The organism is Aminobacter sp. P9b (assembly GCF_045345995.1).
Taxonomy (GTDB): domain Bacteria; phylum Pseudomonadota; class Alphaproteobacteria; order Rhizobiales; family Rhizobiaceae; genus Aminobacter; species Aminobacter niigataensis.
The window spans coordinates 1,497,201-1,518,526 of record NZ_CP150082.1; the positions used below are offsets into that span (position 1 = coordinate 1,497,201).

Annotated in this window: 21 protein-coding genes and 1 pseudogene; 17 read left to right on the plus strand and 5 right to left on the minus strand. The window is 65.1% G+C overall.

The genetic code is table 11. The features are described from left to right. The first annotated feature begins 9 nt into the window (after positions 1–9). Positions 10–381, plus strand: coding sequence for a VOC family protein (locus WHT83_RS07340; protein ID WP_406873414.1), 372 nt, complete (start codon positions 10–12; stop codon positions 379–381). A gap of 21 nt (positions 382–402) precedes the next feature. Here WHT83_RS07340 and WHT83_RS07345 read toward each other — a convergent pair whose 3' ends face one another. Continuing rightward, positions 403–612 (minus strand): SlyX family protein, encoded by a 210-nt coding sequence (locus WHT83_RS07345; RefSeq protein WP_406873415.1) that lies wholly within the window; start codon positions 610–612, stop codon positions 403–405. A gap of 163 nt (positions 613–775) precedes the next feature. Between WHT83_RS07345 and WHT83_RS07350 the strand changes: the two genes are divergently transcribed. The 6 genes and pseudogenes from WHT83_RS07350 to deoA all read left to right on the plus strand — a co-directional run bounded on the left by WHT83_RS07350 (position 776) and on the right by deoA (position 7,210). After that, positions 776–2,308, plus strand: coding sequence for an ABC transporter ATP-binding protein (locus WHT83_RS07350; protein WP_183262938.1), 1,533 nt, complete (start codon positions 776–778; stop codon positions 2,306–2,308). Then, a pseudogene (locus tag WHT83_RS07355) lies at positions 2,305–3,426 on the plus strand (ABC transporter permease); the annotation flags it as partial. The gene WHT83_RS07350 and the pseudogene WHT83_RS07355, both read left to right, overlap by 4 nt. Before the next feature lie 18 nt (positions 3,427–3,444). Further along, on the plus strand, positions 3,445–4,416 hold the full coding sequence (locus WHT83_RS07360) for an ABC transporter permease (protein WP_108605498.1): 972 nt from the start codon (positions 3,445–3,447) through the stop codon (positions 4,414–4,416). A 2-nt stretch (positions 4,417–4,418) separates the two neighbouring features. Then, a complete protein-coding gene (gene cdd, locus WHT83_RS07365; protein WP_406873416.1) occupies positions 4,419–4,811 on the plus strand; it encodes a cytidine deaminase in 393 nt (130 codons plus the stop codon). Beyond that, a complete protein-coding gene (locus tag WHT83_RS07370; RefSeq protein WP_406873417.1) occupies positions 4,808–5,614 on the plus strand; it encodes a purine-nucleoside phosphorylase in 807 nt (268 codons plus the stop codon). Before cdd ends, WHT83_RS07370 begins: the two co-directional genes overlap by 4 nt. 276 nt (positions 5,615–5,890) lie before the next feature. Next, positions 5,891–7,210 carry a thymidine phosphorylase gene (gene deoA / locus WHT83_RS07375; protein WP_406873418.1) on the plus strand — a complete coding sequence of 440 codons (1,320 nt, stop codon included), beginning with the start codon at positions 5,891–5,893 and terminating at the stop codon, positions 7,208–7,210. A gap of 37 nt (positions 7,211–7,247) precedes the next feature. Here deoA and WHT83_RS07380 read toward each other — a convergent pair whose 3' ends face one another. Next, positions 7,248–8,462 carry an MFS transporter gene (locus WHT83_RS07380; protein WP_406873419.1) on the minus strand — a complete coding sequence of 405 codons (1,215 nt, stop codon included), beginning with the start codon at positions 8,460–8,462 and terminating at the stop codon, positions 7,248–7,250. A 72-nt stretch (positions 8,463–8,534) separates the two neighbouring features. Here WHT83_RS07380 and WHT83_RS07385 point away from each other — a divergent pair, with 72 nt between their 5' ends. Next, positions 8,535–9,491 (plus strand): AraC family transcriptional regulator, encoded by a 957-nt coding sequence (locus tag WHT83_RS07385; RefSeq protein WP_406873420.1) that lies wholly within the window; start codon positions 8,535–8,537, stop codon positions 9,489–9,491. Positions 9,492–9,495: 4 nt separating this feature from the next. Here WHT83_RS07385 and WHT83_RS07390 read toward each other — a convergent pair whose 3' ends face one another. The 3 genes from WHT83_RS07390 to WHT83_RS07400 form a co-directional block, all read right to left on the minus strand. Next, the gene (locus WHT83_RS07390) at positions 9,496–10,038 is read right to left on the minus strand and encodes a TIGR02281 family clan AA aspartic protease (RefSeq protein WP_406873421.1); all 543 of its coding nucleotides are present in this window, start codon (positions 10,036–10,038) and stop codon (positions 9,496–9,498) included. 102 nt (positions 10,039–10,140) lie between these two features. Next, positions 10,141–10,767 (minus strand): uracil phosphoribosyltransferase, encoded by a 627-nt coding sequence (gene upp / locus WHT83_RS07395; RefSeq protein WP_055981536.1) that lies wholly within the window; start codon positions 10,765–10,767, stop codon positions 10,141–10,143. A 104-nt stretch (positions 10,768–10,871) separates the two neighbouring features. Beyond that, positions 10,872–11,846, minus strand: coding sequence for an adenosine deaminase (locus WHT83_RS07400; protein ID WP_406873422.1), 975 nt, complete (start codon positions 11,844–11,846; stop codon positions 10,872–10,874). 109 nt (positions 11,847–11,955) lie between these two features. Between WHT83_RS07400 and ubiE the strand changes: the two genes are divergently transcribed. The 9 genes from ubiE to kdpB all read left to right on the plus strand — a co-directional run bounded on the left by ubiE (position 11,956) and on the right by kdpB (position 21,315). Continuing rightward, positions 11,956–12,732: a bifunctional demethylmenaquinone methyltransferase/2-methoxy-6-polyprenyl-1,4-benzoquinol methylase UbiE gene (gene ubiE / locus WHT83_RS07405; RefSeq protein ID WP_108609549.1), complete on the plus strand. Its 777-nt coding sequence runs from the start codon at positions 11,956–11,958 to the stop codon at positions 12,730–12,732. A 13-nt stretch (positions 12,733–12,745) separates the two neighbouring features. After that, complete coding sequence (ubiB, locus tag WHT83_RS07410) at positions 12,746–14,320, plus strand: 2-polyprenylphenol 6-hydroxylase (protein ID WP_406873423.1); 1,575 nt, start codon at positions 12,746–12,748, stop codon at positions 14,318–14,320. Positions 14,321–14,406: 86 nt separating this feature from the next. After that, positions 14,407–14,667 carry a FitA-like ribbon-helix-helix domain-containing protein gene (locus WHT83_RS07415; RefSeq protein WP_406873424.1) on the plus strand — a complete coding sequence of 87 codons (261 nt, stop codon included), beginning with the start codon at positions 14,407–14,409 and terminating at the stop codon, positions 14,665–14,667. After that, complete coding sequence (locus WHT83_RS07420; RefSeq protein WP_406873425.1) at positions 14,664–15,065, plus strand: type II toxin-antitoxin system VapC family toxin; 402 nt, start codon at positions 14,664–14,666, stop codon at positions 15,063–15,065. The genes WHT83_RS07415 and WHT83_RS07420 overlap by 4 nt, the downstream gene beginning before the upstream one ends. 9 nt (positions 15,066–15,074) lie before the next feature. Beyond that, positions 15,075–16,292, plus strand: coding sequence for a bifunctional phosphopantothenoylcysteine decarboxylase/phosphopantothenate--cysteine ligase CoaBC (gene coaBC / locus WHT83_RS07425; RefSeq protein ID WP_108605485.1), 1,218 nt, complete (start codon positions 15,075–15,077; stop codon positions 16,290–16,292). 123 nt (positions 16,293–16,415) lie between these two features. Continuing rightward, positions 16,416–17,021 carry a glutathione transferase GstA gene (gene gstA, locus WHT83_RS07430; RefSeq protein ID WP_406873426.1) on the plus strand — a complete coding sequence of 202 codons (606 nt, stop codon included), beginning with the start codon at positions 16,416–16,418 and terminating at the stop codon, positions 17,019–17,021. 356 nt (positions 17,022–17,377) lie between these two features. Then, positions 17,378–17,467 carry a K(+)-transporting ATPase subunit F gene (locus WHT83_RS07435; RefSeq protein WP_040456474.1) on the plus strand — a complete coding sequence of 30 codons (90 nt, stop codon included), beginning with the start codon at positions 17,378–17,380 and terminating at the stop codon, positions 17,465–17,467. 34 nt (positions 17,468–17,501) lie between these two features. Next, a complete protein-coding gene (gene kdpA, locus WHT83_RS07440) occupies positions 17,502–19,205 on the plus strand; it encodes a potassium-transporting ATPase subunit KdpA (RefSeq protein WP_406873427.1) in 1,704 nt (567 codons plus the stop codon). 37 nt (positions 19,206–19,242) lie between these two features. Beyond that, a complete protein-coding gene (kdpB, locus tag WHT83_RS07445) occupies positions 19,243–21,315 on the plus strand; it encodes a potassium-transporting ATPase subunit KdpB (RefSeq protein WP_406873428.1) in 2,073 nt (690 codons plus the stop codon). Positions 21,316–21,326 lie beyond the last annotated feature (11 nt).

Consider the following 21,326-nt stretch of genomic DNA (forward strand, 5'->3'; position numbering starts at 1 on the left):
GAGGATGTGATGGCCAAGGTCACCGGCATAGGCGGTTTCTTCTTTCGCGCCAGAGAGCCCCAGTCGCTCGCTGCCTGGTACGAGAAGCATCTCGGCATCCTCGACATCGCCAAGGAAGTCTGGAAGCAGCAGGCGGGTCCGACCGTGTTTGCACCCTTCAGCCACGACACCGACTATTTCGGGCGCGCCGAACAGCAATGGCTGATCAACCTGCGCGTCGACGATCTCGATGGCATGATGGCCGACCTCACGGCGGCGGGAATAGCAGTCGAGACGTGCGCCGAATGGGATTCCGAGGTCGGGCGCTTCTGCCGCATCCACGATCCCGAGGGCAACCCGATCGAGCTGTGGCAACCGTCTGATGCGGCCGGCCTGACCTGAAAGCCTTGGCAGCGTGCGGTTCTACCAGTGCGGAGGTTTCGTCACCGGCGTGTCGGGCAGGGTCTGCTCCTCGAGGACGAGGAAGCGGTCGGCCAGCGCGTCGAGCTTCTTCTGCAGGCGGTCGATCACCTTCCACTGCGCCGCGACCTGGCCCGAAAGCTCCTCGATCACGTGCTCCTGTTCGGCATTGCGGATTTCCAGCGTCGTCAGCCGATCCTGTGGCGTGGTCATGGTCAATGCTCCTTGGTCCGCAATGGTCGGACCAGTCGAAAGTGGGCATCCGCGCCCGGTTTGTCGAGTACGGGAGCCGAGCCGATTGGCAGGGCAGGGCGACCGTGCTAGCTCTTCGGACAAGCCATAACAAGAACATAAGAACCTGAGGTGGGACGGTCGAATGGCTGAAAATGCGATCGAGCTGATCGGCATCAACAAGAGTTTCGGCGCCGTGCGCGCCAACCGCGACATCGCGCTCGAAATTCCGCGCGGCACCATCCACGGCATCATCGGCGAGAACGGCGCCGGCAAGTCGACGCTGATGTCGATCCTGTACGGTTTCTACCAGGCCGACAGCGGCGAAATCCGCGTCAATGGCAAGCCGACGGCGATCAAGACACCGAACGACGCCATCGCCGCCGGCATCGGCATGGTCCACCAGCACTTCATGCTGGTCGAGAACTTCTCGGTGCTGGAGAACGTCATCCTTGGCGCCGAGGGCGAGGCCCTGCTGACGAAGTCGATCGCCAAGGCGCGCTCGGAACTGCGCCGCCTGGAGAAGGAATACGGCCTCGAGGTCGATCCCGACGCGCTCATCGAAGAACTGCCGGTCGGGCTCCAGCAACGCGTCGAAATCCTCAAGGCGCTTTATCGCGGCGCCGAGATACTGATCCTCGACGAGCCGACGGGCGTGCTGACCCCGGCCGAGGCCGACCACCTGTTCCGCATCCTCGAGCAGCTCAAGGAGCAGGGCAAGACGGTGGTGCTGATCACGCACAAGCTGCGCGAGATCATGGCCATCACCGACAATGTCTCGGTCATGCGCCAGGGCACGATGGTAGCGACCCGCAAGACCAGCGAGACCACGGTCGAGGAGCTGGCCGAGCTGATGGTCGGCCGCCGCGTCCTGCTGCGCGTCGAAAAGGGCGAGGCAAAGCCCGGCGCGGTCAAGCTTGCGGTCAAGAACCTGACGGTCAAGGACTCGCGCGGCGTCACCATGGTCGACGACGTCTCCTTCGACATTCGCGCCGGCGAGATCGTCGGCATTGCCGGCGTTGCCGGCAACGGCCAGTCCGAATTGATGGAAGCCGTCTCCGGCATCCGCAAGGCGGTGTCCGGTACGGTCATGCTCGATGGCACGCCGATCGACCTGACCGGCCAGGCAGACCCGGGCGAACTGCGCGACCGTGGCCTCGCCCATGTGCCGGAGGACCGGCATCACGTCGGCCTGGTGCTCGCCTTCGACGAAAGCGAGAACTCGATCCTCGGCTATCACGACAAGCCGCAATATCTGAAGGGCCCGTTCCTTAATCTCGAGGCGATCCAGAAGGACGCGCAGGACAAGATCGAGAAATACGACATCCGCCCGGCCAATCCCCGGCTCAAGACCGCCAATTTCTCCGGCGGCAACCAGCAGAAGATCGTGCTCGCCCGCGAGATCGAGCAGGACCCCGGTGTCCTGATCGTCGGCCAGCCAACCCGCGGCGTCGATGTCGGCGCCATCGAATTCATCCACAAGCGGCTGATCGCCATGCGCGACCAGGGCAAGGCGGTGCTGTTGATCTCCGTCGAACTCGACGAGATCCGCTCGCTGTCCGATCGCATCCTGGTGATGTTTGCCGGCCGCGTCGTCGGCGAGCGCGGACCTGAAACCAGCGAAGGCGAGCTTGGTCTGCTGATGGCCGGCGTCGAGCACAAGGAAGCCGCCGAATGAGCACGCCTTACGCAAAACTCCCGGCCTGGGCCGACTACGGGCTCATCCCCCTCATCAACCTGCTTGTTGCCTTTGCGGTGGCCGGCCTTGTGGTGCTGCTCGTCGGCGAAAACCCGCTGCGTGCCGCCGTCATCCTCGTCGAGGGTGCTTTCGGCAGCGGCCAGGGCATTGCCTACACGCTCTACTACGCCACCAACTTCATCTTCACCGGCCTTGCTGTGGCGGTCGCCTTCCATTGCGGCCTGTTCAATATCGGCGGCGAGGGCCAAGCCTATATCGCCGGCCTAGGCATCGCCATCGTTGTTCTGGCCTTCGACAGCACGCTGCCATGGTGGGTCGTCTTCCCGATGGCAATCATAGCCTCGGCGCTCTTCGGCGCGCTCTGGGCGCTGATCCCGGCCTATCTCCAGGCCAAGCGCGGTTCGCACATCGTCATCACCACCATCATGTTCAACTTCATCGCCGCCTCCGTGATGGTCTACATGCTGGTCAACGTGTTGAAGCCCGCCGGTTCGATGGCGCCGCAGACACGCCAATTCCTCGAAGGCGGGCAACTGCCCAAGCTCGGCTGGCTGCTTGCCGAATTCGGCCTTAAGGTCAGGCCGTCGGCGCCGCTCAACATCTCGTTCCTGCTGGCGCTGGCCATGGCCTTCCTGGTCTGGGTGCTGATCTGGCGCACCAAGCTCGGCTACGAGATCCGTACTTACGGCTTCAGCTCGAAAGCCGCGCGTTATGCCGGAATTTCGGAAACCCGCATCATCATCGTCACCATGCTGATCTCCGGCGCCCTGGCCGGCATGATGGCGCTCAACCCGATCATGGGCGACCAGCACAACGTTCCGCTCGACTTCGCCGGCGGGGCCGGTTTCGTCGGTATCGCGGTTGCGCTGATGGGCCGCTCGCATCCGGTCGGCATCGTGCCGGCGGCGATCCTGTTCGGCATGCTCTATCAGGGCGGTGCCGAACTCGCCTTCGAGATGCCGAACATCAGCCGCGACATGATCGTCATCATCCAGGGCTTGGTCATCCTGTTTGCCGGTGCGCTGGAAAACATGTTCCGCCCGACGATCCAGGGCATCTTCGCGAGCTTCAGTCCGCGATCGGTCGGCATCGCGGCCAAGGGGAGCGTGCCTGAAATGGAATTCGTCGACACGCTCATCAACATCCTGAACTCGACGATCCGGGTTTCGGTGCCGCTGCTGCTCGCCTGCCTGGCCGGCCTCTATTCCGAACGCGCCGGCGTCTTCGACATCGGCCTCGAGGGCAAGATGCTGGCCGGCGCCTTTGCCGGTGCTGCTGCCGCTGCCGTCTTTGCCTCGGCATGGATCGGCCTGCTCGTCGCCGTGCTGGTCTCGGTCGGCATGGCGCTGATCCACGGCTTTGCCTCGATCACCCATCGGGGCAACCAGATCGTCTCGGGCGTTGCCATCAATTTCATCGCCGCCGGCTCGACGATCATCCTCGGACAGGCCTGGTTCCAGCAGGGCGGCCGCACGCCCTCACTGCCGCCCGAAGGTCGCTTCGGCGCCATCCACCTGCCGGGTGCCGATGCCCTGCGCGATGTGCCGATCATCGGCCAGCTCTATTCCGGCCTGCTGTCGGGCCATTCGCTGCTGACCTACGTCGCCTTCCTGGCGGTGCCGTTCACCTGGTGGGTGCTGTTCCGCACGCGCTTCGGCTTGCGCCTGCGCGCCGTCGGCGAAAATCCGGCAGCTGTCGACACGGCGGGCATTTCTGTCGCCTGGCTGCGCTATCGTGCGGTCATCTGCACCGGCATCCTCACCGGTCTTGCCGGTTCCTACATGGCGCTCGCCCAGAACGCCGGCTTCGTCAAGGACATGACCGCCGGTCGCGGCTACATCGCGCTCGCCGCCCTGATCTTCGCCAAGTGGAAACCGGTGCCGGCGATGTTCGCCTGCCTGCTGTTCGGCTTTCTCGACGCGCTGTCGATCCGCCTGCAGGGCTCGCCGCTGCCGGTCATCGGCAAGGTGCCGGTGCAGCTGATGCAGGCGCTGCCCTATATCCTCACCGTCATCCTGCTCGCCGGTTTCATCGGCAAGGCCATCCCGCCCCGCGCCGGCGGCGTGCCTTATGTGAAGGAGCGCTGATCTTGTCGCACGACCTGTTCCAGGCGGCCCGCACCGCCATGGCCAAGGCCTACGCGCCCTATTCGAAATTCCCGGTTGGCGCGGCACTGCGCACCGAAGACGGCCAAGTATTTGCCGGCGCCAATATCGAGGTCGCCTCCTATCCCGAGGGCTGGTGCGCCGAGACCACGGCACTTGGCCACTACATCATGGCCGGCGGCGGCAAGATCACCGAGATCGCCGTCGTTGCCGAGCGCATGGCCCGCATCACCCCGTGCGGCGGCTGCCGCCAACGCCTCGCCGAATTCACCAGCCCCGACACCAAGCTCTATCTCTGCGACGATGCCGGCATCGTCGAAACCGTGACCATGGGCCAGATGCTGCCTTATGGCTTCGAAGGCGATATGCTCAAATGAAGGAAGCCGTCGATCGCCTTGTCGAGCAGCTCGACGGTCTCGCGCCTCAAACCGCCATGGTGCTGGGCTCCGGCCTCGGCGGTCTCGTCGATGAGGTCGAAAACGCCGTTCGCATTCCTTACGCCGCCTTGCCCGGTTTCCCCAGGAGCGGCGTCACCGGCCATGCCGGCGAATTGGTCGCCGGGCTGTTTGGTGGCCGGCCTGTGGTCATGATGGCCGGCCGTGCCCATTATTACGAGCATGGTGACGCCTCGGTGATGCGTCCGGCGCTCGAGACTCTCGCCGGTATCGGCGTCACCAAGCTGGTGCTGACCAATGCGGCGGGCTCTGTCGATCCCGAAATGCTGCCCGGTTCGATCATGCTGATCGAGGACCACATCAATTTCGCCGGCACCAACCCGCTGTTCGGCGAGCCCACCGACCGCCGCTTCGTCGGCCTGACCGAGGCTTATGACGGCCGCTTGCGCAAGGCCTTCGAGGCCGCCGCCGATGCCGCCGCGATCGAACTGCACAAGGGCGTCTACATGTGGTTCTCCGGCCCGTCTTTCGAGACCCCGGCCGAGATCCGCATGGCCCGCATGTTCGGCGCCAATGCAGTTGGCATGTCTACCGTGCCCGAAGCGATCATTGCCCGCTTCCTCGGCCTTCGTGTCGTCGCCTGCTCGGTCATCACCAACCTTGCCGCCGGCATGACCGGCGCCGAGCTGTCACATCGCGAGACCAAGGACATGGCGCCCATCGGCGGCGGTCGCCTCGCCACCGTGCTGCGCAAGGCCTTCGAGAAGGGCTCGTTTGATGAGTGAGCGGTGGGTGGCGCCGGCGAGGAACGCTGCGTTCCTTCACGCCCCCCTCTGGCCTGCCGGCCATCTCCCCCTCAAGGGGGGAGATCAGGCCTTAGCAGACGCCTCGCCCAATCGTCAGCGGCAGAATGGAATCTCCTTGTCGGCCAAAGCGCCCCAAGTTGCAGGAATTGGCGCGGCGTTGACGAGACTGATCTCCCCCCTTGAGGGGGAGATGGCCGGCAGGCCAGAGGGGGGCAACATGGAGCGCCAACCTTTGCCGACCGCGAGCGCCTTCTGATGCTCCCCCAGGAAATCATCCGCCGCAAGCGCGACGGCAAGCAACTGGCCGCCGACGAGATCGCAGCCTTCGTCGCCGGAATCACCTCGGGCACCGTCTCCGAAGGCCAGATCGCTGCCTTCGGCATGGCGATCTTCTTCAACGGCATGAGCCGCGACGAGGCTGTGGCGCTGACCATTGCCATGCGCGACTCCGGCGATGTGCTAGACTGGTCCGACCTGCCCGGTCCCGTCACCGACAAGCATTCCACCGGCGGCGTAGGCGACAATGTCTCCTTGATGCTCGCCCCCATCGTCGCTGCCTGTGGCGCCTATGTGCCGATGATCTCCGGCCGCGGCCTCGGCCACACCGGCGGCACGCTCGACAAGATGGATTCGATCCCGGGCTACGCCAGCCAGCCCGATCTCGCGCTTTTCCGCCGCACAGTGCGCGAGGCCGGCTGCGCCATCATCGGCCAGACCGCCGACCTCGCCCCCGCCGACAAGCGTTTCTACGGCGTCCGCGACGTCACCGCGACGGTCGAATCCGTGCCGCTCATCACTGCCTCTATCCTGTCCAAGAAACTGGCCGCCGGCCTCGGCTCGCTGGTGCTCGACGTCAAGATCGGCAACGGCGCCTTCATGGAAAAGACGCGCGACGCCTCGGCACTCGCCACCAGCCTCGTCGAGGTTGCCAACGGTGTGGGCCTCAGGACCACGGCGCTGATCACCGGCATGAGCGAGCCGCTGGCCTCCGCCGCCGGCAATGCCGTCGAGGTCCAGAACGCGGTCGATTTCCTCACCGGCCGCTTCCGCGATCCGCGCCTCGAAGAGGTCACGCTGGCGCTTGCCGCCGAGATGTTGCTGTCGGCTGGCCGTGCCAGTTCGCAGCGCGAGGGCCTGGAGCGGGCGCGCACTGCGCTCGACGATGGCACCGCCGCCGACATCTTCGGCCGCATGGTCTCAATTCTGGGCGGGCCGGCCGATTTCGTGGCGAATCCGCCCAAGTACCTGCCTAAGGCAGATGTAGAACTCGCCGTGACGGCCCCGCGCAACGGCTTCGTTGCCGCCATCGCCACCCGTAACGTCGGCCTTGCCGTGGTAGCGCTCGGTGGCGGGCGCACTCGGCCGCAGGACAAGGTCGACCACGCCGTCGGCATCACGCGGCTGCTGCCGGTGGGTGCGGAGGTCAACAAGGGCGACCCGCTGGCACTCGTCCATGCCCGCAGTGCTTCCGATGCCGAGGCCGCCGCAGCCGCCGTGCGCGCCGCCTACGCTCTTGGCGAGGCAAAGCCCGTTGCCGCCAAGGTCATCGCCAGGCGCATCGCGCCGCGCAGCTAAGTCTGGCCACGCGGCGCCAAAGGCACGTCCAGTATCATCAGCGTGCGTGCTTGCGGCCGAAGCAGGCGACGGCCAGTGCGGCCAGAAGTGTGGCTGCGGCGCTGTAGATGAAGGCGCTGTTGACGCCGGTATTGTCCACGAGCAGGCCGCCGAAGACAGCGCCCAGCGCGATCGCCACCTGGAACGTCGCCACCATCAGGCCGCCGGCGCTTTCAGCCTGGTCGGGCGCGGCACGTACCATCCACGTCTGCACGCCCACCGGCACGGCCCCGAAGGCAAAGCCCCAGGCAGCGATGGCGATGGTCGAGATAGTCGGCGACACGCCCGCGAGCAGGAGTGCGAGTGCGGCAATCGAGATGAGCAGGGGAGCCAGCGTCACTGCCGACTTCAGGCTGCGCTCGGCAAGGAACCCGCCGCCAAGATTGCCGAAGAAGCCGCCGATGCCGAACGCCAGCAGCACGAGCGAGATGGTCTCGATGCCGAGCGCCGGCACCTGTTCGAGGAAGGCACGGAAATAGGTGAAGCCGGCGAAGTGGCCCGACGCGGTCAGGACAACCAGGAGCAGGCCTACCCGGATCATCGGGTTTTTGCTCACGTCGAGCAAGGCGCCGAAGCTCGCAATGCCGATGGGCGGCAGCTTCGGCAGCGTGGCGAATTGCACGATCAGCGTGACCACGCCGACGCCTGCCGCGATGACGAAGGCGCTGCGCCAGCCCCAGACATCGCCGACATAGGCGCCCACGGGTGCGGCGCAGACAGTCGCGACCGACACGCCGGTCAGGATGATCGACATGGCGCGCGGCAGCACATCGCTGGGCACCAGCCGCATCGCAATTGCCGCCGACATCGACCAGAACCCGCCAAGCGCGATCCCGAGCAGCACGCGGGCGAACAGCAGCGACGGCATCGACCAGGCAGTGGCTGCAAGCAGGCTCGAGACGATCAGCAGCACCGACAGGCCGATCATCACATGCCGCCGGTCGATCCGTTTTGTCGCAATGGCCATGGTCGGTGCAGCAATGGCGCCGACGATTGCTGTTGCGGTCACCGCTTGCCCCGCTGTTCCCTCGCTGATGCCCAGATCCTGGGCCAGCGGCGTCAGCAGGCTTGCCGGAAGAAACTCGGCCGTGACCAGGCCGAACACGCCGAGCGACAGCGAAACCACAGCGCCCCACATGGGTTCCGCACGCTCCGCGGATCTCGATTGCTGGAGTGGGATACCGTCCAGTGTTGCGGCCGCGATATCGTTCATGGTGGGTCTCCGATTGTGATGCGGTGCAACATGGGGCTGACGATTTGGCGTTTCCATGCTAGAAACGCCAGCATGAATGATCATTCGTCCAAACTTTCCGGCGATCCTCTGACCGACATCCTGCGCGGCCTTCGTCTCGAAGGTGTCGAGTACGGCCGCTGGGAACTGAAGGAGCCGTGGAACATCGAATTCCCGGCCCAGGCCACGGCGCGGTTCTATTTCGTCGGCCAGAAGGCTTGCTGGCTGCGCCAGCCGTCGGGCGAATGGGTCGAACTTAAATGCGGCGACGCTGTGCTTTTGCCGCGGGGCGCCACCCATGCGCTGGCGAGCGAACCTGGCGCCAGATCCTCGCCGGTCAACGGCTACGAGATCCGGGAGGTCTGCAAGGACGTCTTTTGCCTGTCGACGCAAGGCTGCATGCCGGGCACCCTGCTCTTTTGCGGCAGCATGCATTTCAACCTCGACGGCCTCCATCCGCTGCTCGGCATGATGCCCGATGTCATGCGCACCACTGAACTCGTGGCCCACGATCCCGGCATCACGGACCTGCTGGAGGCCATGGCGCGTGAGGTCCGGCTCGAGCGCGTCGGCTCCGCCGGTATCGTCGCAAGGCTTGCCGACGTGCTCGCCGCTATCATCATCCGCTCGTGGGTCGAGCGCGGCTGTGGCGATTCGAGCGGCTGGATAGCGGCAGTCCGGGACCCCAAGGTCGGAAGGGTGCTCGCTGCCATCCATCTCGAACCGACCCGCAACTGGACGGTCGAGGCGCTGGCCCGGATCATGGGCGCTTCGCGCTCGGGCTTCGCCGATCGCTTTGCCGCCATCGTCGGCGAAACGCCGGCGCGCTACGTCACCCAGGTCAGGATGCATCAGGCCAGGCAGTGGCTGGTCCGCGACCGCCTCAGGATTTCGGTCGTCGCCTCACGGCTGGGCTACGATTCGGAGGCGGCGTTCAGTCGTGCCTTCAAGCGTGTCATCGGCCAGCCGCCCGGCCACTTCAGGACATCGGACCAGGCGTCCGGCGCCTAGCGTCCTACTGCACCAGCAGCAGGGAGCCGTCCTCGACCTGGTACTTCTTCAGCCGCGACAGGAAGCTCATGCCGATCAGCGTGCCTTCGAGCGCCTTGTCCTCGAGCACGATCACCGGAACGTCGTCGACGCTGATCCGCCCGATCTGCAGCCGCTCGATGCGCGCTACTGCCGCCTTGGCAACGCCGTTGGCGGTGTTCACTTCCCGGGTGAAGTCGCCGGCCGCGACCTTCACGCCGGCGCGCCGCGCCGTCGAAAGGTTGATGGCGACCAGCGTCGCACCTGTGTCGACCATGGCCTCCACAGTGCGGCCGTTGAGCTTGAAGCTTGCGGTGAAATGCCCACGCATGTCGGCGTCGATCGTGACGCGCCGGCCCGCCGTCGATGCGGTCGCCGCGCTGACGGCTATCGGCTGCGGCGCAGGGACGTTGCCCGCCGCACTCGTCCCCAGCAGCGTCTTCAGCGTATCGCCGTGCTTTTCGTAGAGCGACGGCAACGACGCAGACGCGCTGGCGCAAAGGCCGAATATGATGATCTTACGCAGCATGGTGACGCCTCGAATTCAGGCGTCACCCTAGGCCGTGGATGGTGATTGCGCCTTTAACGGCGCCACCCCAATGGCAAAGGCGGTAAACCGTGGGTTAAGCGCCTATTTGGTGCCGTACATGCGGTCGCCGGCGTCGCCGAGGCCGGGGATGATGTAGCCCTTGTCGTTGAGCTCGCGGTCGATCGAGGCGGTGAACACCGGCACGTCGGGATGCGCCTTGGTGAAGCGCTCGATGCCCTCGGGTGAAGCGAGCAGGCACAGGAAGCGCAAATTGGTGGCGCCGCGGCCCTTCAGCTTGTCGATGGCTGCGATCGCCGAATTGGCCGTCGCCAGCATCGGGTCGACGACGATCACCAGGCGGTCGCCGAGATCGCTCGGCGCCTTGAAGAAATACTCGACAGCTTCCAGCGTCTCGTGGTCGCGGTAGAGTCCGACATGGGCGACGCGCGCCGCCGGCACCAGGTCGAGCAGGCCTTCGAGCAGGCCGTTGCCGGCGCGCAGCACCGAGGCGAACACCAGCTTCTTGCCTTCGAGCGTCGGCGCTTCCATCGTCTCGATCGGCGTTTCGATCATCTTGGTGGTCAGTTCGAGGTCGCGCGTCACCTCATAGCCGAGCAGCAGCGAAATCTCGCGCAGCAGGCGGCGGAAGCCGGCCGTCGAGGTTTCCTTGTCGCGCATGATGGTCAGCTTGTGCTGGACAAGCGGATGGTCGACGACGGTCACGGTCATGGGTGTACGCTCCTGGAACTCGGAAAATTGACGCCATTCTATCGGCTGGCGCGCTGCCGACCAATGTCGCACCAGCCTTGAACCACAGTTTTGTCGGCCGAAATTCAGCGTTTATGGCCGTCCAGCCGGGCCAGCAGCGCCGATTTTGTCTTGCGGTCGACGAAGGCCGCCTCGATCGCCGTCCGTGTCGTCGCCATCAGCGCCTTCTCGTCCATGCCGAAATGCTCGGCGGCGAGGTCGTATTCGCGCTTCAGGTTGGTCCAGAAATAGGGCGGATCGTCGGAATTGAGCGTCACCTTGCAGCCGGCTTCTCGCAGCTTGCGGAACGGATGCTCGCCGAAACTATCGAACACCTTGAGCGCGATGTTCGAGCCCGGGCAGATCTCGAGCACCACGCCCTCGTCGGCAATGCGCTTGACCAGGTCGGGGTTCTCGATCGCCCGCACGCCATGGCCGATGCGCGACGGGCGGATGTGGTCGAGGGCTGCGGCCACGCTCTCCCAGCCCATCAGTTCGCCGGCATGGATGGTGATGCCGAGGCCGGCCTCGCGGGCGATCTCGAAGGCGCGGACATAGTCCTCGAAGTCGCCCATGCGCTCGTCGCCGGCAACACCGAAGCCGGTTACCAGCGGATGGTTGCACTTGGCCGCGAAGCGCGCGGCCGCCTCGATCGATTCGACGCCGACATGGCGCACGCCGGTGACGATCATGCGGCCTTCGATGCCGGTCTTGGCCTTGGCCCGTTCCATGCCTTCGCCGAGCGCGTCGGTATAGGCCTTGGGCGACAGCCCCGCCTTGATGGCGTGGTCCGGCGAGGTGAAAACTTCCGAATAGATGGCGCCGTCGCGGGCAAGGCTCGTCAGGTAGTGTTCCGATAGCCTGGCATAGTCCTCTTCGCTACGGAAAAGGTCGGCGGCGAAGTCGTAAGCCGCGAGAAAGGAGGTGAAGTCGTTCCAGACGAAGGAGCCGTTCTGGATGAAGGGCGAGACGTCCTTGCCGTATTTCTGCGCCTGGCGGATGACGAGTTCGGGTGCGGCCGCGCCTTCTATGTGGCAGTGCAGCTCGGCTTTCAAAGGCATTCGTTGTTCCTTGTCTGTCGGCGCGGGCGCGGCCTAAAACCGCGCCTCAAACAATAGCGCCCGCTGGTGTGATCGGCTATGGTCCCGCCGGATTTGATTGGACAACAAAATGTCAGAACAACGGACGACAGCTGTCGGCGGCATGGAAACTTCCTACGGTTTCCGCAATGTCGGTGCGGGCGACAAGCAGGGCCTGGTCAATGAGGTCTTCCACAAGGTCGCCAACCGCTACGACATGATGAACGACCTGATGTCGGGCGGACTGCATCGGGTGTGGAAAGACGCCATGGTCGCCTGGCTCAATCCGCCCAAGCGTCCCGGCTGGAAGGTGCTCGACGTGGCTGGCGGCACCGGCGACGTTGCCTTTCGCATCATCGATGCCTCGCATGGCAACGCGCATGCGACCGTGCTCGACATCAATGGCTCGATGCTTGGTGTCGGCCGCGAGCGCGCTGAAAAGCGCGGGCTCGCCGGCAAGACCGATTTCGTTGAGGCCAATGCGGAGGAATTGCCCTTCGCCGACGAGACTTTCGACGCCTATACGATCGCCTTCGGCATTCGCAACGTGCCGCGCATCGATGTCGCTCTGACGGAAGCCTGGCGCGTGCTCAAGCCTGGCGGACGCCTGCTGGTCCTCGAATTTTCCGAGGTCGACATGCCGCTGCTCGACAAGGTCTATGAGGCCTGGTCGTTCAACGCCATTCCCCGCATCGGCCAGGCCGTTACCGGCGATGGCGAGCCCTACGCCTATCTTGTCGAATCGATCCGTAAGTTCCCCAACCAGCAGAATTTTGCCGCGATGATTTCCCGCGCCGGATTCGATCGCGTCACCTTCCGCAATTATACCGGCGGCATCGCAGCGCTTCACTCGGGCTGGAAGCTTTGACGGACACCGCGCGATGAGCAGTATCGGGGCGTCTTTCCGGCTCGCGCGCGCGGGCTGGGTTCTGGTGCGCGAGGGTGTGGTCGCGGCTCTGCCGGGTGACCAACTGACCGGTTTGCCGAAATTCGGCTGGCGCGTGGCCAGGCTGCTGACCCGCCGGCGCGCGCTCAAGCGCGTCCGCAGCGACCGCCTCGCCAATGCCGTTGCCCGGCTTGGGCCGTCCTATGTCAAGCTTGGTCAGTTCCTGGCGACCCGTCCCGACGTCGTCGGCGACGACATCGCGCTCGACCTCGCCCTTCTCCAGGACAGCATGGCGACCTTCCCGATGTCGGAAGCCGTCGCCGCCATCGAAGACTCGCTCGGCCGCAAGGTCTCAGATCTCTACATCAGCATCGACGCGCCGGTCGCTGCGGCTTCCATCGCCCAGGTCCATCCGGCCGAGGTGGCGACGCAGGACGGCCCGCGCAAGGTCGCGGTCAAGGTCATCCGCCCCGGCGTCCGCAAGCGCTTCTTCCAGGACCTCGAGAGCTATTTCCTCGCCGCCCGGCTGCAGGAACGCTACGTCCCCTCGAGCCGTCGTCTGCGTCCGGTCGAGATCACCGAGACGATGGCCCAGACCACCAAGATCGAAATGGATTTCCGGCTCGAGGCGGCCGCCTATTCCGAGCTCGGCGAAAACACCAAGGACGATCCTGGCTTCCGCGTGCCGGCAGTCGACTGGGAGCGCACCGGCCGCGACGTGCTCACCATGGAGTGGATCGACGGGGTCAAGCTAAACGATATCGAGGGGCTCCGCGCCGCCGGCTTCGACCTCAAGGCGATTTCCGCAACGCTCGTCCAGTCGTTCCTGCGTCACACGCTGCGCGACGGCTTCTTCCATGCCGACATGCATCCCGGCAACATGTTCGTCGACGCCAAGGGTGACATCGTTGCCGTCGATCTCGGCATTTCCGGCCGACTCGGCAAGAAGGAGCAGCGCTTCCTCGCCGAGATCCTCTACGGCTTCATCACCCGCAACTACATGCGTGTCGCCGAAGTGCATTTCGAAGCCGGCTACGTGCCGCGCCACCACAACGTCGCGGCCTTCGCCCAGGCCATCCGCGCCATTGGCGAGCCGATCCACGGCCAGCCGGCCGAGACCATCTCGATGGCCAAGCTTTTGACGCTGCTGTTCGAGGTCACCGAACTGTTCGACATGGAAACGCGGCCCGAACTGGTGCTGCTGCAGAAGACCATGGTCGTAGTCGAAGGCGTTGCCCGCACGCTCGATCCCGCCTTCAACATGTGGAAGACCGCCGAGCCCGTGGTCGGTCACTGGATCGCCGGCAACCTCGGCCCGCAGGGCCTGCTCATCGACGCCCGCGATGGCCTCGGCGCGCTGATGTCGCTCGTCCGCCAGGCGCCCGATCTCGCCGCCCGCACCGAACGCCTGTCGCGTCAGATCGACGCCATGGCCGAGAACGGCCTGCGTTTCGATCCCGAGACTGCCAAGGCCATCGGCAAGGCCGAGGCGCACTACAACCGCTCCGGCCGCATCGCGCTCTGGATCATCGCGGCGACGCTGGTTTTCCTCGCCTGGCAAATCACCTGATCGGACAATGATAGCATTGCTAGCAGTGCTATCATTGAATGCAGCCGCCGCCGTCGCTATCTTTGGGCGGAGACTGGAGCCGTGCCATGGCCACGCTGGTGATCCGCAACCTCGATGACGATGTGAAGCAGGAGCTGCGCACGCGCGCCGCCGCCCGCGGCGTGTCGATGGAGCAGGAGGCGCGTGACGTCATCACCCGCGATGTCAGGAACGGCAATCGCCGCCTGCTCAAGGTCTCCTTCGACGACATCATGAGCCTGTCCCGCAAGCCCGCCGCGCCGATAGATTCCAAGAAGGCGCAGGACGAGGTCTGGGACTATCTCTACGAGTCCGAACGTTCCCGATGATCGTCATCGACACCTCGGCATTGTTCGCATTTCTTGCGGCCGAGCCTGAGGCCGAGGACGTGGCCCGTGTCATGTATGGTTCGCCGGTTCTGGTGTGTGCGCCGACCTGGGCCGAAACCGGCATTGTCGTTTCGAACCGGCTTGGGCCGGACGGCCTGGATCGCCTGCAACAGCTTGCCCAAGCGCTGCAGTTCGACGTTGTCGCCTTCGATCGCGGCCTCGCCGACGCTGCCGTCGATGCGCATCGCCGCTTCGGCCGGGACTCGGGGCATCCGGCCAATCTCAACTTCGGCGATTGCTTCGCCTATGCCCTGGCGAAAACCCGGAACGTCCCACTGCTTTTCAAGGGCGACGATTTCATCCATACCGACATCGTGCCGGCGCTGAAGCCGGCCTGAGGGCCAAGCATGATCCTTTCCGGCAAGCGCATCCTGCTCATCATCGGCGGCGGCATCGCGGCCTACAAGTCGCTCGACCTGATCCGGCGGCTGCGTGAGCGCGGCGCTTCGGTGCGGGCGGTCATGACCTCGGCTGCCCAGCAGTTCGTCACGCCGCTGTCGGTGGGTGCGCTGACCGCCGACCACGTCTTCACCGATCTCTTCGACCGCCAGGACGAGCAGGATGTCGGCCACATCAGGCTGTCGCGCGAGGCCGACCTGATCGTGGTCGCGCCCGCCACCGCCGACCTGATGGCCAAGCTCGCCAACGGCCATGCCGACGATCTCGCCTCCGCCGTGCTTCTTGCCACCGACAAGAAGGTGCTGCTGGCGCCGGCCATGAACCCCCGCATGTGGTCGAACCCGGCGACGCGCCGCAACCGCGCCACGCTGGAAAAAGATGGTATCCATTTCATCGGCCCGATGAAGGGCGAGATGGCTGAGAGCAACGAGGCCGGCGAGGGCCGCATGGCCGAGCCGCTGGAGATCGTGGCGGCCATCGAAGCGCTGCTCGATAGCAAGCCGAAGCCGCTGTCGGGCAAGAAGGTTATCGTCACCTCGGGGCCGACGCACGAACCCATCGATCCGGTGCGCTACATCGCCAACCGCTCGTCGGGCAAGCAGGGCCATGCGCTTGCCGCTGCCCTGGCCCGGCTCGGCGCCGACGTCCGCCTCGTCTCCGGCCCGGTCACCATTGCCGATCCTGCCGGCGTGAAGACCGTGCATGTCGAGAGCGCGCGCGAGATGCGTGACGCCGTCGAGCAGCTTCTGCCGGCTGATGCCGCGGTCTTTGTCGCCGCCGTTGCCGACTGGCGCACCGACAATGCCGCCGGCGAGAAGATCAAGAAGGTGGCGGGCGAGGGACCGCCCGCGCTGCAGATGGTCGAGAACCCCGACATCCTCGCCGGCGTCGGTCATCACGCCAGGCGACCATTCCTCGTCGTCGGTTTCGCTGCCGAGACCCAGGACGTGCTCAAGAACGCCCAGGCCAAGCTGGCAAAGAAAGGTGCGGATTTCATCGTCGCCAACGATGTCAGCCACGAGGGCGGAGTCATGGGCGGCGACCGCAACCGGGTCCGCATCGTCAGCAAGGGTGGCGTCGACGAATGGCCGGATCTTTCCAAGGAGGAGGTCGCAACGCGGCTGGCCGCACTCATTGCCGAGAGGCTGAAGACGATCACTGTGTAGCGGCGCGCGATTTCAAGATAGCGACCAGGTTGCAGCGGCAGACATAGTGTTCACCGATTGGGTGCTTTGCCCTCTCGCCCGCGCGTGCGACAGGAGGGCCCACCCATCCGGAGTTTTCTCGAAATGAAGCTTTTCTACATGCCCGGCGCTTGCTCGCTGGCACCCCACATCGTCGCCAACGAAGTCGGCATCGACCTTGATCTCGTCAAGGTCGACGGCAAGACCAAGACCACCGAAGCCCAGCAGGATTTCCTCGCCACCAACCCCAACGGTTATGTGCCGGCGCTCGTGCTCGGCGACGGAGAGCTGATGACCGAGGCCTCGGTGCTGGTCCAGTACCTTGCCGACCAGAAGCCCGAGAGCGGCCTGATGCCCAAGGCCGGCGACATGGCGCGCTACCGTGTCCAGCAGTGGCTGGCCTTCGTCGCCACCGAGTTGCACAAGGTCTTCGGCGCCTTCTTCAAGCCCAACACGCCCGAGGCCACCAAGGAGATCAACCGCGAGCTTCTCGCCAGGCGCCTCGCTTATGTCGACGCCAAGCTCGATGGCCGTTCCTACCTGATGGGCGATGCCTTCACTGCCGCCGACGCCTATCTCTGGACGATCCTCGGTTGGGCCAAGCATGTCGGCATCGACCTGTCGTCCTTCGCCAACATCCAGCGCTATCTCGGTACCGTGGCCGCCCGCCCAGCGGTGCAGAAGGCGCTGCGCGCCGAAGGCCTGGCCTGACTTATTGCTTGCCGCTCTACTGATGCGGCAATCACATGCTGTGACCACAGAAAACGGCCCCAGGCATCCGCCTTGGGGCCGTTTTCTTTATGAAATTCCTATTTCTTTCAGTGCGCCGCTCTCTCGAACCTTAATGCGGTTCTGCCCCAGATTCCCCCTGACATCGACAGCTCTGCCGACGACGCCCGCACCGCAGGCGTCGTCGCGCCGTGCATCGACCCAACGCCCGGCCTGCCGGGACGATTTCAGGAAAGGATTCCGGAGATGGACATCTTCGTACTCGCCATAGGCGCCGTCTTCTTCGCCATGTGCTTCGCCTACGTCAAAGCCTGCGACATCCTCTGAAGGAGCGCCCGATGTTGTTCGATTACATCCTCGGCGGTGCAGTGACCGTGTTCCTGCTCGCCTACCTGACCTACGCGCTCATTCGCCCTGAACGGTTCTGAAGACCGTCCCGCGCATGTTCGGAAAGCATTTGTCATGACAATCAATGGCTGGATACAGATCCTCGTCTTTTGCGGGGTCATCATTTTGCTCGTGAAGCCGCTCGGTGGCTACATGTACCGCGTCTTCAGCGGCGAGCGCACCTTCCTCTCCCCCATTCTCGGCCCTGTCGAGCGCTTGCTCTACAGCCTCGCCGGCACCAGCGAGCGCGAGGACCAGCACTGGACCGGCTATGCCGCGGCCATGCTCGCCTTCAACGTTGCCGGCTTCCTGCTGCTCTACCTGTTGCAGCGCGTGCAGGGCGACCTGCCGTTCAACCCGGCGGCCATGGGCGCGGTGCCGCCTGAACTCTCGTTCAACACCGCCGTCAGCTTCGTCACCAACACCAACTGGCAGAACTATGGCGGCGAAAGCACCATGTCCTACCTGGTGCAGATGGCAGGCCTGACGGTGCAGAACTTCGTCTCGGCGGCCACCGGCATCGCCATCGGCATGGCGCTGATCCGCGGCTTCGCCCGCGCCTCGGGCAAGTCGATCGGCAATTTCTGGGTCGATCTGACCCGCGCCACGCTCTACGTCCTGCTGCCGCTCTGCATCGTGTTGACGCTCGCCTATGTCTGGCTCGGCGTGCCGCAGACGATCGGCGCCTACGTCGCGGCCACCACGGTCGAGGGCGCCCAGCAGTCCATCGCCGTCGGCCCGGTCGCCTCGCAGCTCGCCATCAAGATGCTCGGCACCAATGGCGGCGGCTTCTTCAACGCCAACTCGGCGCATCCGTTCGAAAACCCCGACGCCATCTCCAACTTCATCCAGATGGTTTCGATCTTCGCGCTGGGTGCTGCCCTCACCAACGTCTTCGGCCGCATGGTCGGCAACCAGCGCCAGGGCTGGGCGATCCTCGCCACCATGGGCATCCTGTTTGTCGCCGGCGTCGCCGTCACCTATTGGGCCGAGGCTGCCGGCAACCCGCTCGTCCATGCCCTCGGTATCGACGGTGGCAACATGGAAGGCAAGGAAGTCCGTTTCGGCATCGTCCTGTCGTCGCTCTTTGCCGTGGTCACCACCGCCGCCTCCTGCGGCGCGGTCAACGCCATGCACGGCTCGTTCACAGCACTTGGCGGCTTGATCCCGCTCATCAACATGGAGCTCGGCGAAGTCATCGTCGGCGGCGTCGGCGCAGGCTTCTACGGCATCCTGATGTTCGTCATCATCGCCATCTTCGTCGCCGGCCTGATGGTTGGCCGCACGCCGGAGTATCTCGGCAAGAAGATCGAGGCTAAGGAGGTCAAGATGGCCGTGCTCGCCATCCTGTGCCTGCCGCTCGCCATGCTCGGCTTCACGGCCATCGCGGTGCTGATCCCCAGTGCCGTCGCCTCGGTCGGCACGCCCGGACCGCACGGTTTCTCCGAGATCCTCTATGCCTACACCTCGGGCGCGGCCAACAATGGCTCGGCCTTCGGCGGCCTCACCGGCAACACGCCCTGGTACAACATCACTATCGGCCTCGCCATGCTGATGGGCCGCTTCCTGGTCATCATCCCGGCGCTTGCCATTGCCGGCTCGCTGGTCGCCAAGAAGACCGTTCCCGCCTCGGCCGGCACCTTCCCGACCGACAGCACGCTGTTCGTCGGCCTGCTCGCCGGCGTCATCCTGATCGTCGGCGGCCTGACCTTCTTCCCGGCGCTCGCCGTCGGCCCGATCGTCGAGCACCTCGCCATGATCGTCGGCCAGACCTTCTGATGCAGCGCCGCAAAACGAAAGAATTGGAGTCTCTCACATGAGCACCCACAAATCCGCGAGCCTGCTCGACGCTCGTATCCTTCTCCCGGCGATCGGCGATGCCTTCAGGAAGCTCGACCCGCGCAGCCTTGCCCGGAACCCGGTCATGTTCGTCGTCGCCGTCGTTACGGCGCTGACCACCGTGCTGTTCCTCAAGGACCTGGCCACCGGCGCCAGCGGCCTCGGTTTCTCGTTCCAGATCATCCTGTGGCTCTGGTTCACCGTTCTGTTCGCCAACTTCGCCGAGGCTGTTGCCGAAGGCCGTGGCAAGGCCCAGGCCGACTCGCTGCGCAAGGCGCGCACCGAAACCCAGGCCAAGCTGCTCGAGGGCGAAAGCCGCACCGCCTGGAAGATGGTGCCGGGAACGGCCCTCAAGGTCGGCCAGGTCGTCCTGGTCGAAGCCGGCGACATTATCCCCTCCGATGGCGAAGTCATCGAGGGCGTCGCTTCGGTCAACGAGGCCGCCATCACGGGCGAATCCGCACCCGTCATCCGCGAATCCGGCGGCGACCGCTCGGCCGTGACAGGCGGCACGCAGGTGCTGTCCGACTGGATCCGCGTCCGCATCACCGCCGCTGCCGGCTCGACCTTCCTCGACCGCATGATCTCGCTGGTGGAGGGTGCCGAGCGCCACAAGACGCCGAACGAAATCGCGCTCAATATCCTGCTCGCCGGCATGACGTTGATCTTCGTGCTCGCCGTCGCCACCATCCCGAGCTTTGCCACCTATGCCGGCGGCTACATCCCGGTCATCGTGCTGGTCGCGCTGTTCGTGACGCTGATCCCCACCACCATCGGTGCGCTGCTGTCGGCCATCGGCATCGCCGGCATGGACCGTCTCGTCCGCTTCAACGTGCTGGCCATGTCGGGCCGCGCCGTCGAGGCCGCAGGCGACGTCGATACGCTGCTGCTCGACAAGACCGGCACCATCACCCTCGGCAACCGCCAGGCGACCGAGTTCCGCCCGGTCAAGGGCGTCACCGAGCAGGAACTGGCAGATGCCGCCCAGCTCGCCTCGCTCGCCGACGAGACCCCCGAGGGTCGCTCCATCGTCGTGCTGGCCAAGGAGCGCTACGGCATCCGCGCTCGCGACATGGGCTCGCTGCACGCGCATTTCGTGCCCTTCACCGCCCAGAGCCGGATGAGCGGCGTTGATTTCGACGGCTCCTCCATCCGCAAGGGCGCGGTGGATTCGGTGCTCGCCCATGTGAAGTCGATCGCGGCATCGGCTTCCGGCACGCCGGCCGATAGCGAGGCGGTGCGCAACATCCAGGCGATCTCGGACGAGATCGCCAAGCTCGGCGGTACCCCCTTGGCCGTTGTTCGCGATGCGCGCCTGCTCGGCGTCATCTACCTCAAGGACATCGTCAAGGGCGGCATCAAGGAACGCTTCACCGAGCTGCGCCGCATGGGCATCCGCACCGTCATGATCACCGGCGACAACCCGATGACGGCTGCCGCCATTGCCGCCGAGGCCGGCGTCGACGACTTCCTCGCCCAGGCGACGCCTGAGAACAAGCTCAGCCTGATCCGCGAGGAACAGGCCAAGGGCAAGCTGGTGGCGATGTGCGGCGACGGCACCAACGATGCCCCCGCCCTTGCCCAGGCCGACGTTGGCGTGGCCATGAACACCGGCACGGTCGCTGCGCGCGAGGCCGGCAACATGGTCGACCTTGACTCGGACCCGACCAAGCTCATCGAGATCGTCGAGATCGGCAAGCAGCTGCTGATGACCCGCGGCGCTCTCACTACCTTTTCGATCGCCAACGACATCGCCAAGTATTTCGCCATCATTCCGGCGATGTTCCTGGCCTTCTACCCGCAGCTCGGCGCGCTCAACATCATGGGGCTTACCACCCCGCAGAGTGCCATCCTGTCGGCCATCATCTTCAACGCACTGATCATCGTCGCGCTCATCCCGCTGTCGCTGCGCGGCGTGAAATACCGCGCCGTCGGTGCCGCAGCCCTGCTCCGCCGCAACATGCTGGTCTACGGCCTCGGCGGCATCGTCGTGCCCTTCATCGGCATCAAGGCCATCGACATGGCGATCACCGCTATCGGCCTCGTGTAAAAGGATAGTCT

What these genes read in the sequence shown, in the direction of transcription:
- WHT83_RS07340 (WP_406873414.1), top strand. Translation starts at nt 10, where the DNA reads ATGGCCAAGGTCACCGGCATAGGCGGTTTCTTCTTTCGCGCCAGAGAG.
- WHT83_RS07345 (WP_406873415.1), bottom strand. Translation starts at nt 612, where the DNA reads ATGACCACGCCACAGGATCGGCTGACGACGCTGGAAATCCGCAATGCC.
- WHT83_RS07350 (WP_183262938.1), top strand. Translation starts at nt 776, where the DNA reads ATGGCTGAAAATGCGATCGAGCTGATCGGCATCAACAAGAGTTTCGGC.
- WHT83_RS07360 (WP_108605498.1), top strand. Translation starts at nt 3,445, where the DNA reads ATGGAATTCGTCGACACGCTCATCAACATCCTGAACTCGACGATCCGG.
- WHT83_RS07370 (WP_406873417.1), top strand. Translation starts at nt 4,808, where the DNA reads ATGAAGGAAGCCGTCGATCGCCTTGTCGAGCAGCTCGACGGTCTCGCG.
- deoA (WP_406873418.1), top strand. Translation starts at nt 5,891, where the DNA reads ATGCTCCCCCAGGAAATCATCCGCCGCAAGCGCGACGGCAAGCAACTG.
- WHT83_RS07380 (WP_406873419.1), bottom strand. Translation starts at nt 8,462, where the DNA reads ATGAACGATATCGCGGCCGCAACACTGGACGGTATCCCACTCCAGCAA.
- WHT83_RS07385 (WP_406873420.1), top strand. Translation starts at nt 8,535, where the DNA reads ATGAATGATCATTCGTCCAAACTTTCCGGCGATCCTCTGACCGACATC.
- WHT83_RS07390 (WP_406873421.1), bottom strand. Translation starts at nt 10,038, where the DNA reads ATGCTGCGTAAGATCATCATATTCGGCCTTTGCGCCAGCGCGTCTGCG.
- upp (WP_055981536.1), bottom strand. Translation starts at nt 10,767, where the DNA reads ATGACCGTGACCGTCGTCGACCATCCGCTTGTCCAGCACAAGCTGACC.
- WHT83_RS07400 (WP_406873422.1), bottom strand. Translation starts at nt 11,846, where the DNA reads ATGCCTTTGAAAGCCGAGCTGCACTGCCACATAGAAGGCGCGGCCGCA.
- ubiE (WP_108609549.1), top strand. Translation starts at nt 11,956, where the DNA reads ATGTCAGAACAACGGACGACAGCTGTCGGCGGCATGGAAACTTCCTAC.
- ubiB (WP_406873423.1), top strand. Translation starts at nt 12,746, where the DNA reads ATGAGCAGTATCGGGGCGTCTTTCCGGCTCGCGCGCGCGGGCTGGGTT.
- WHT83_RS07415 (WP_406873424.1), top strand. Translation starts at nt 14,407, where the DNA reads ATGGCCACGCTGGTGATCCGCAACCTCGATGACGATGTGAAGCAGGAG.
- WHT83_RS07420 (WP_406873425.1), top strand. Translation starts at nt 14,664, where the DNA reads ATGATCGTCATCGACACCTCGGCATTGTTCGCATTTCTTGCGGCCGAG.
- coaBC (WP_108605485.1), top strand. Translation starts at nt 15,075, where the DNA reads ATGATCCTTTCCGGCAAGCGCATCCTGCTCATCATCGGCGGCGGCATC.
- gstA (WP_406873426.1), top strand. Translation starts at nt 16,416, where the DNA reads ATGAAGCTTTTCTACATGCCCGGCGCTTGCTCGCTGGCACCCCACATC.
- WHT83_RS07435 (WP_040456474.1), top strand. Translation starts at nt 17,378, where the DNA reads ATGTTGTTCGATTACATCCTCGGCGGTGCAGTGACCGTGTTCCTGCTC.
- kdpA (WP_406873427.1), top strand. Translation starts at nt 17,502, where the DNA reads ATGACAATCAATGGCTGGATACAGATCCTCGTCTTTTGCGGGGTCATC.
- kdpB (WP_406873428.1), top strand. Translation starts at nt 19,243, where the DNA reads ATGAGCACCCACAAATCCGCGAGCCTGCTCGACGCTCGTATCCTTCTC.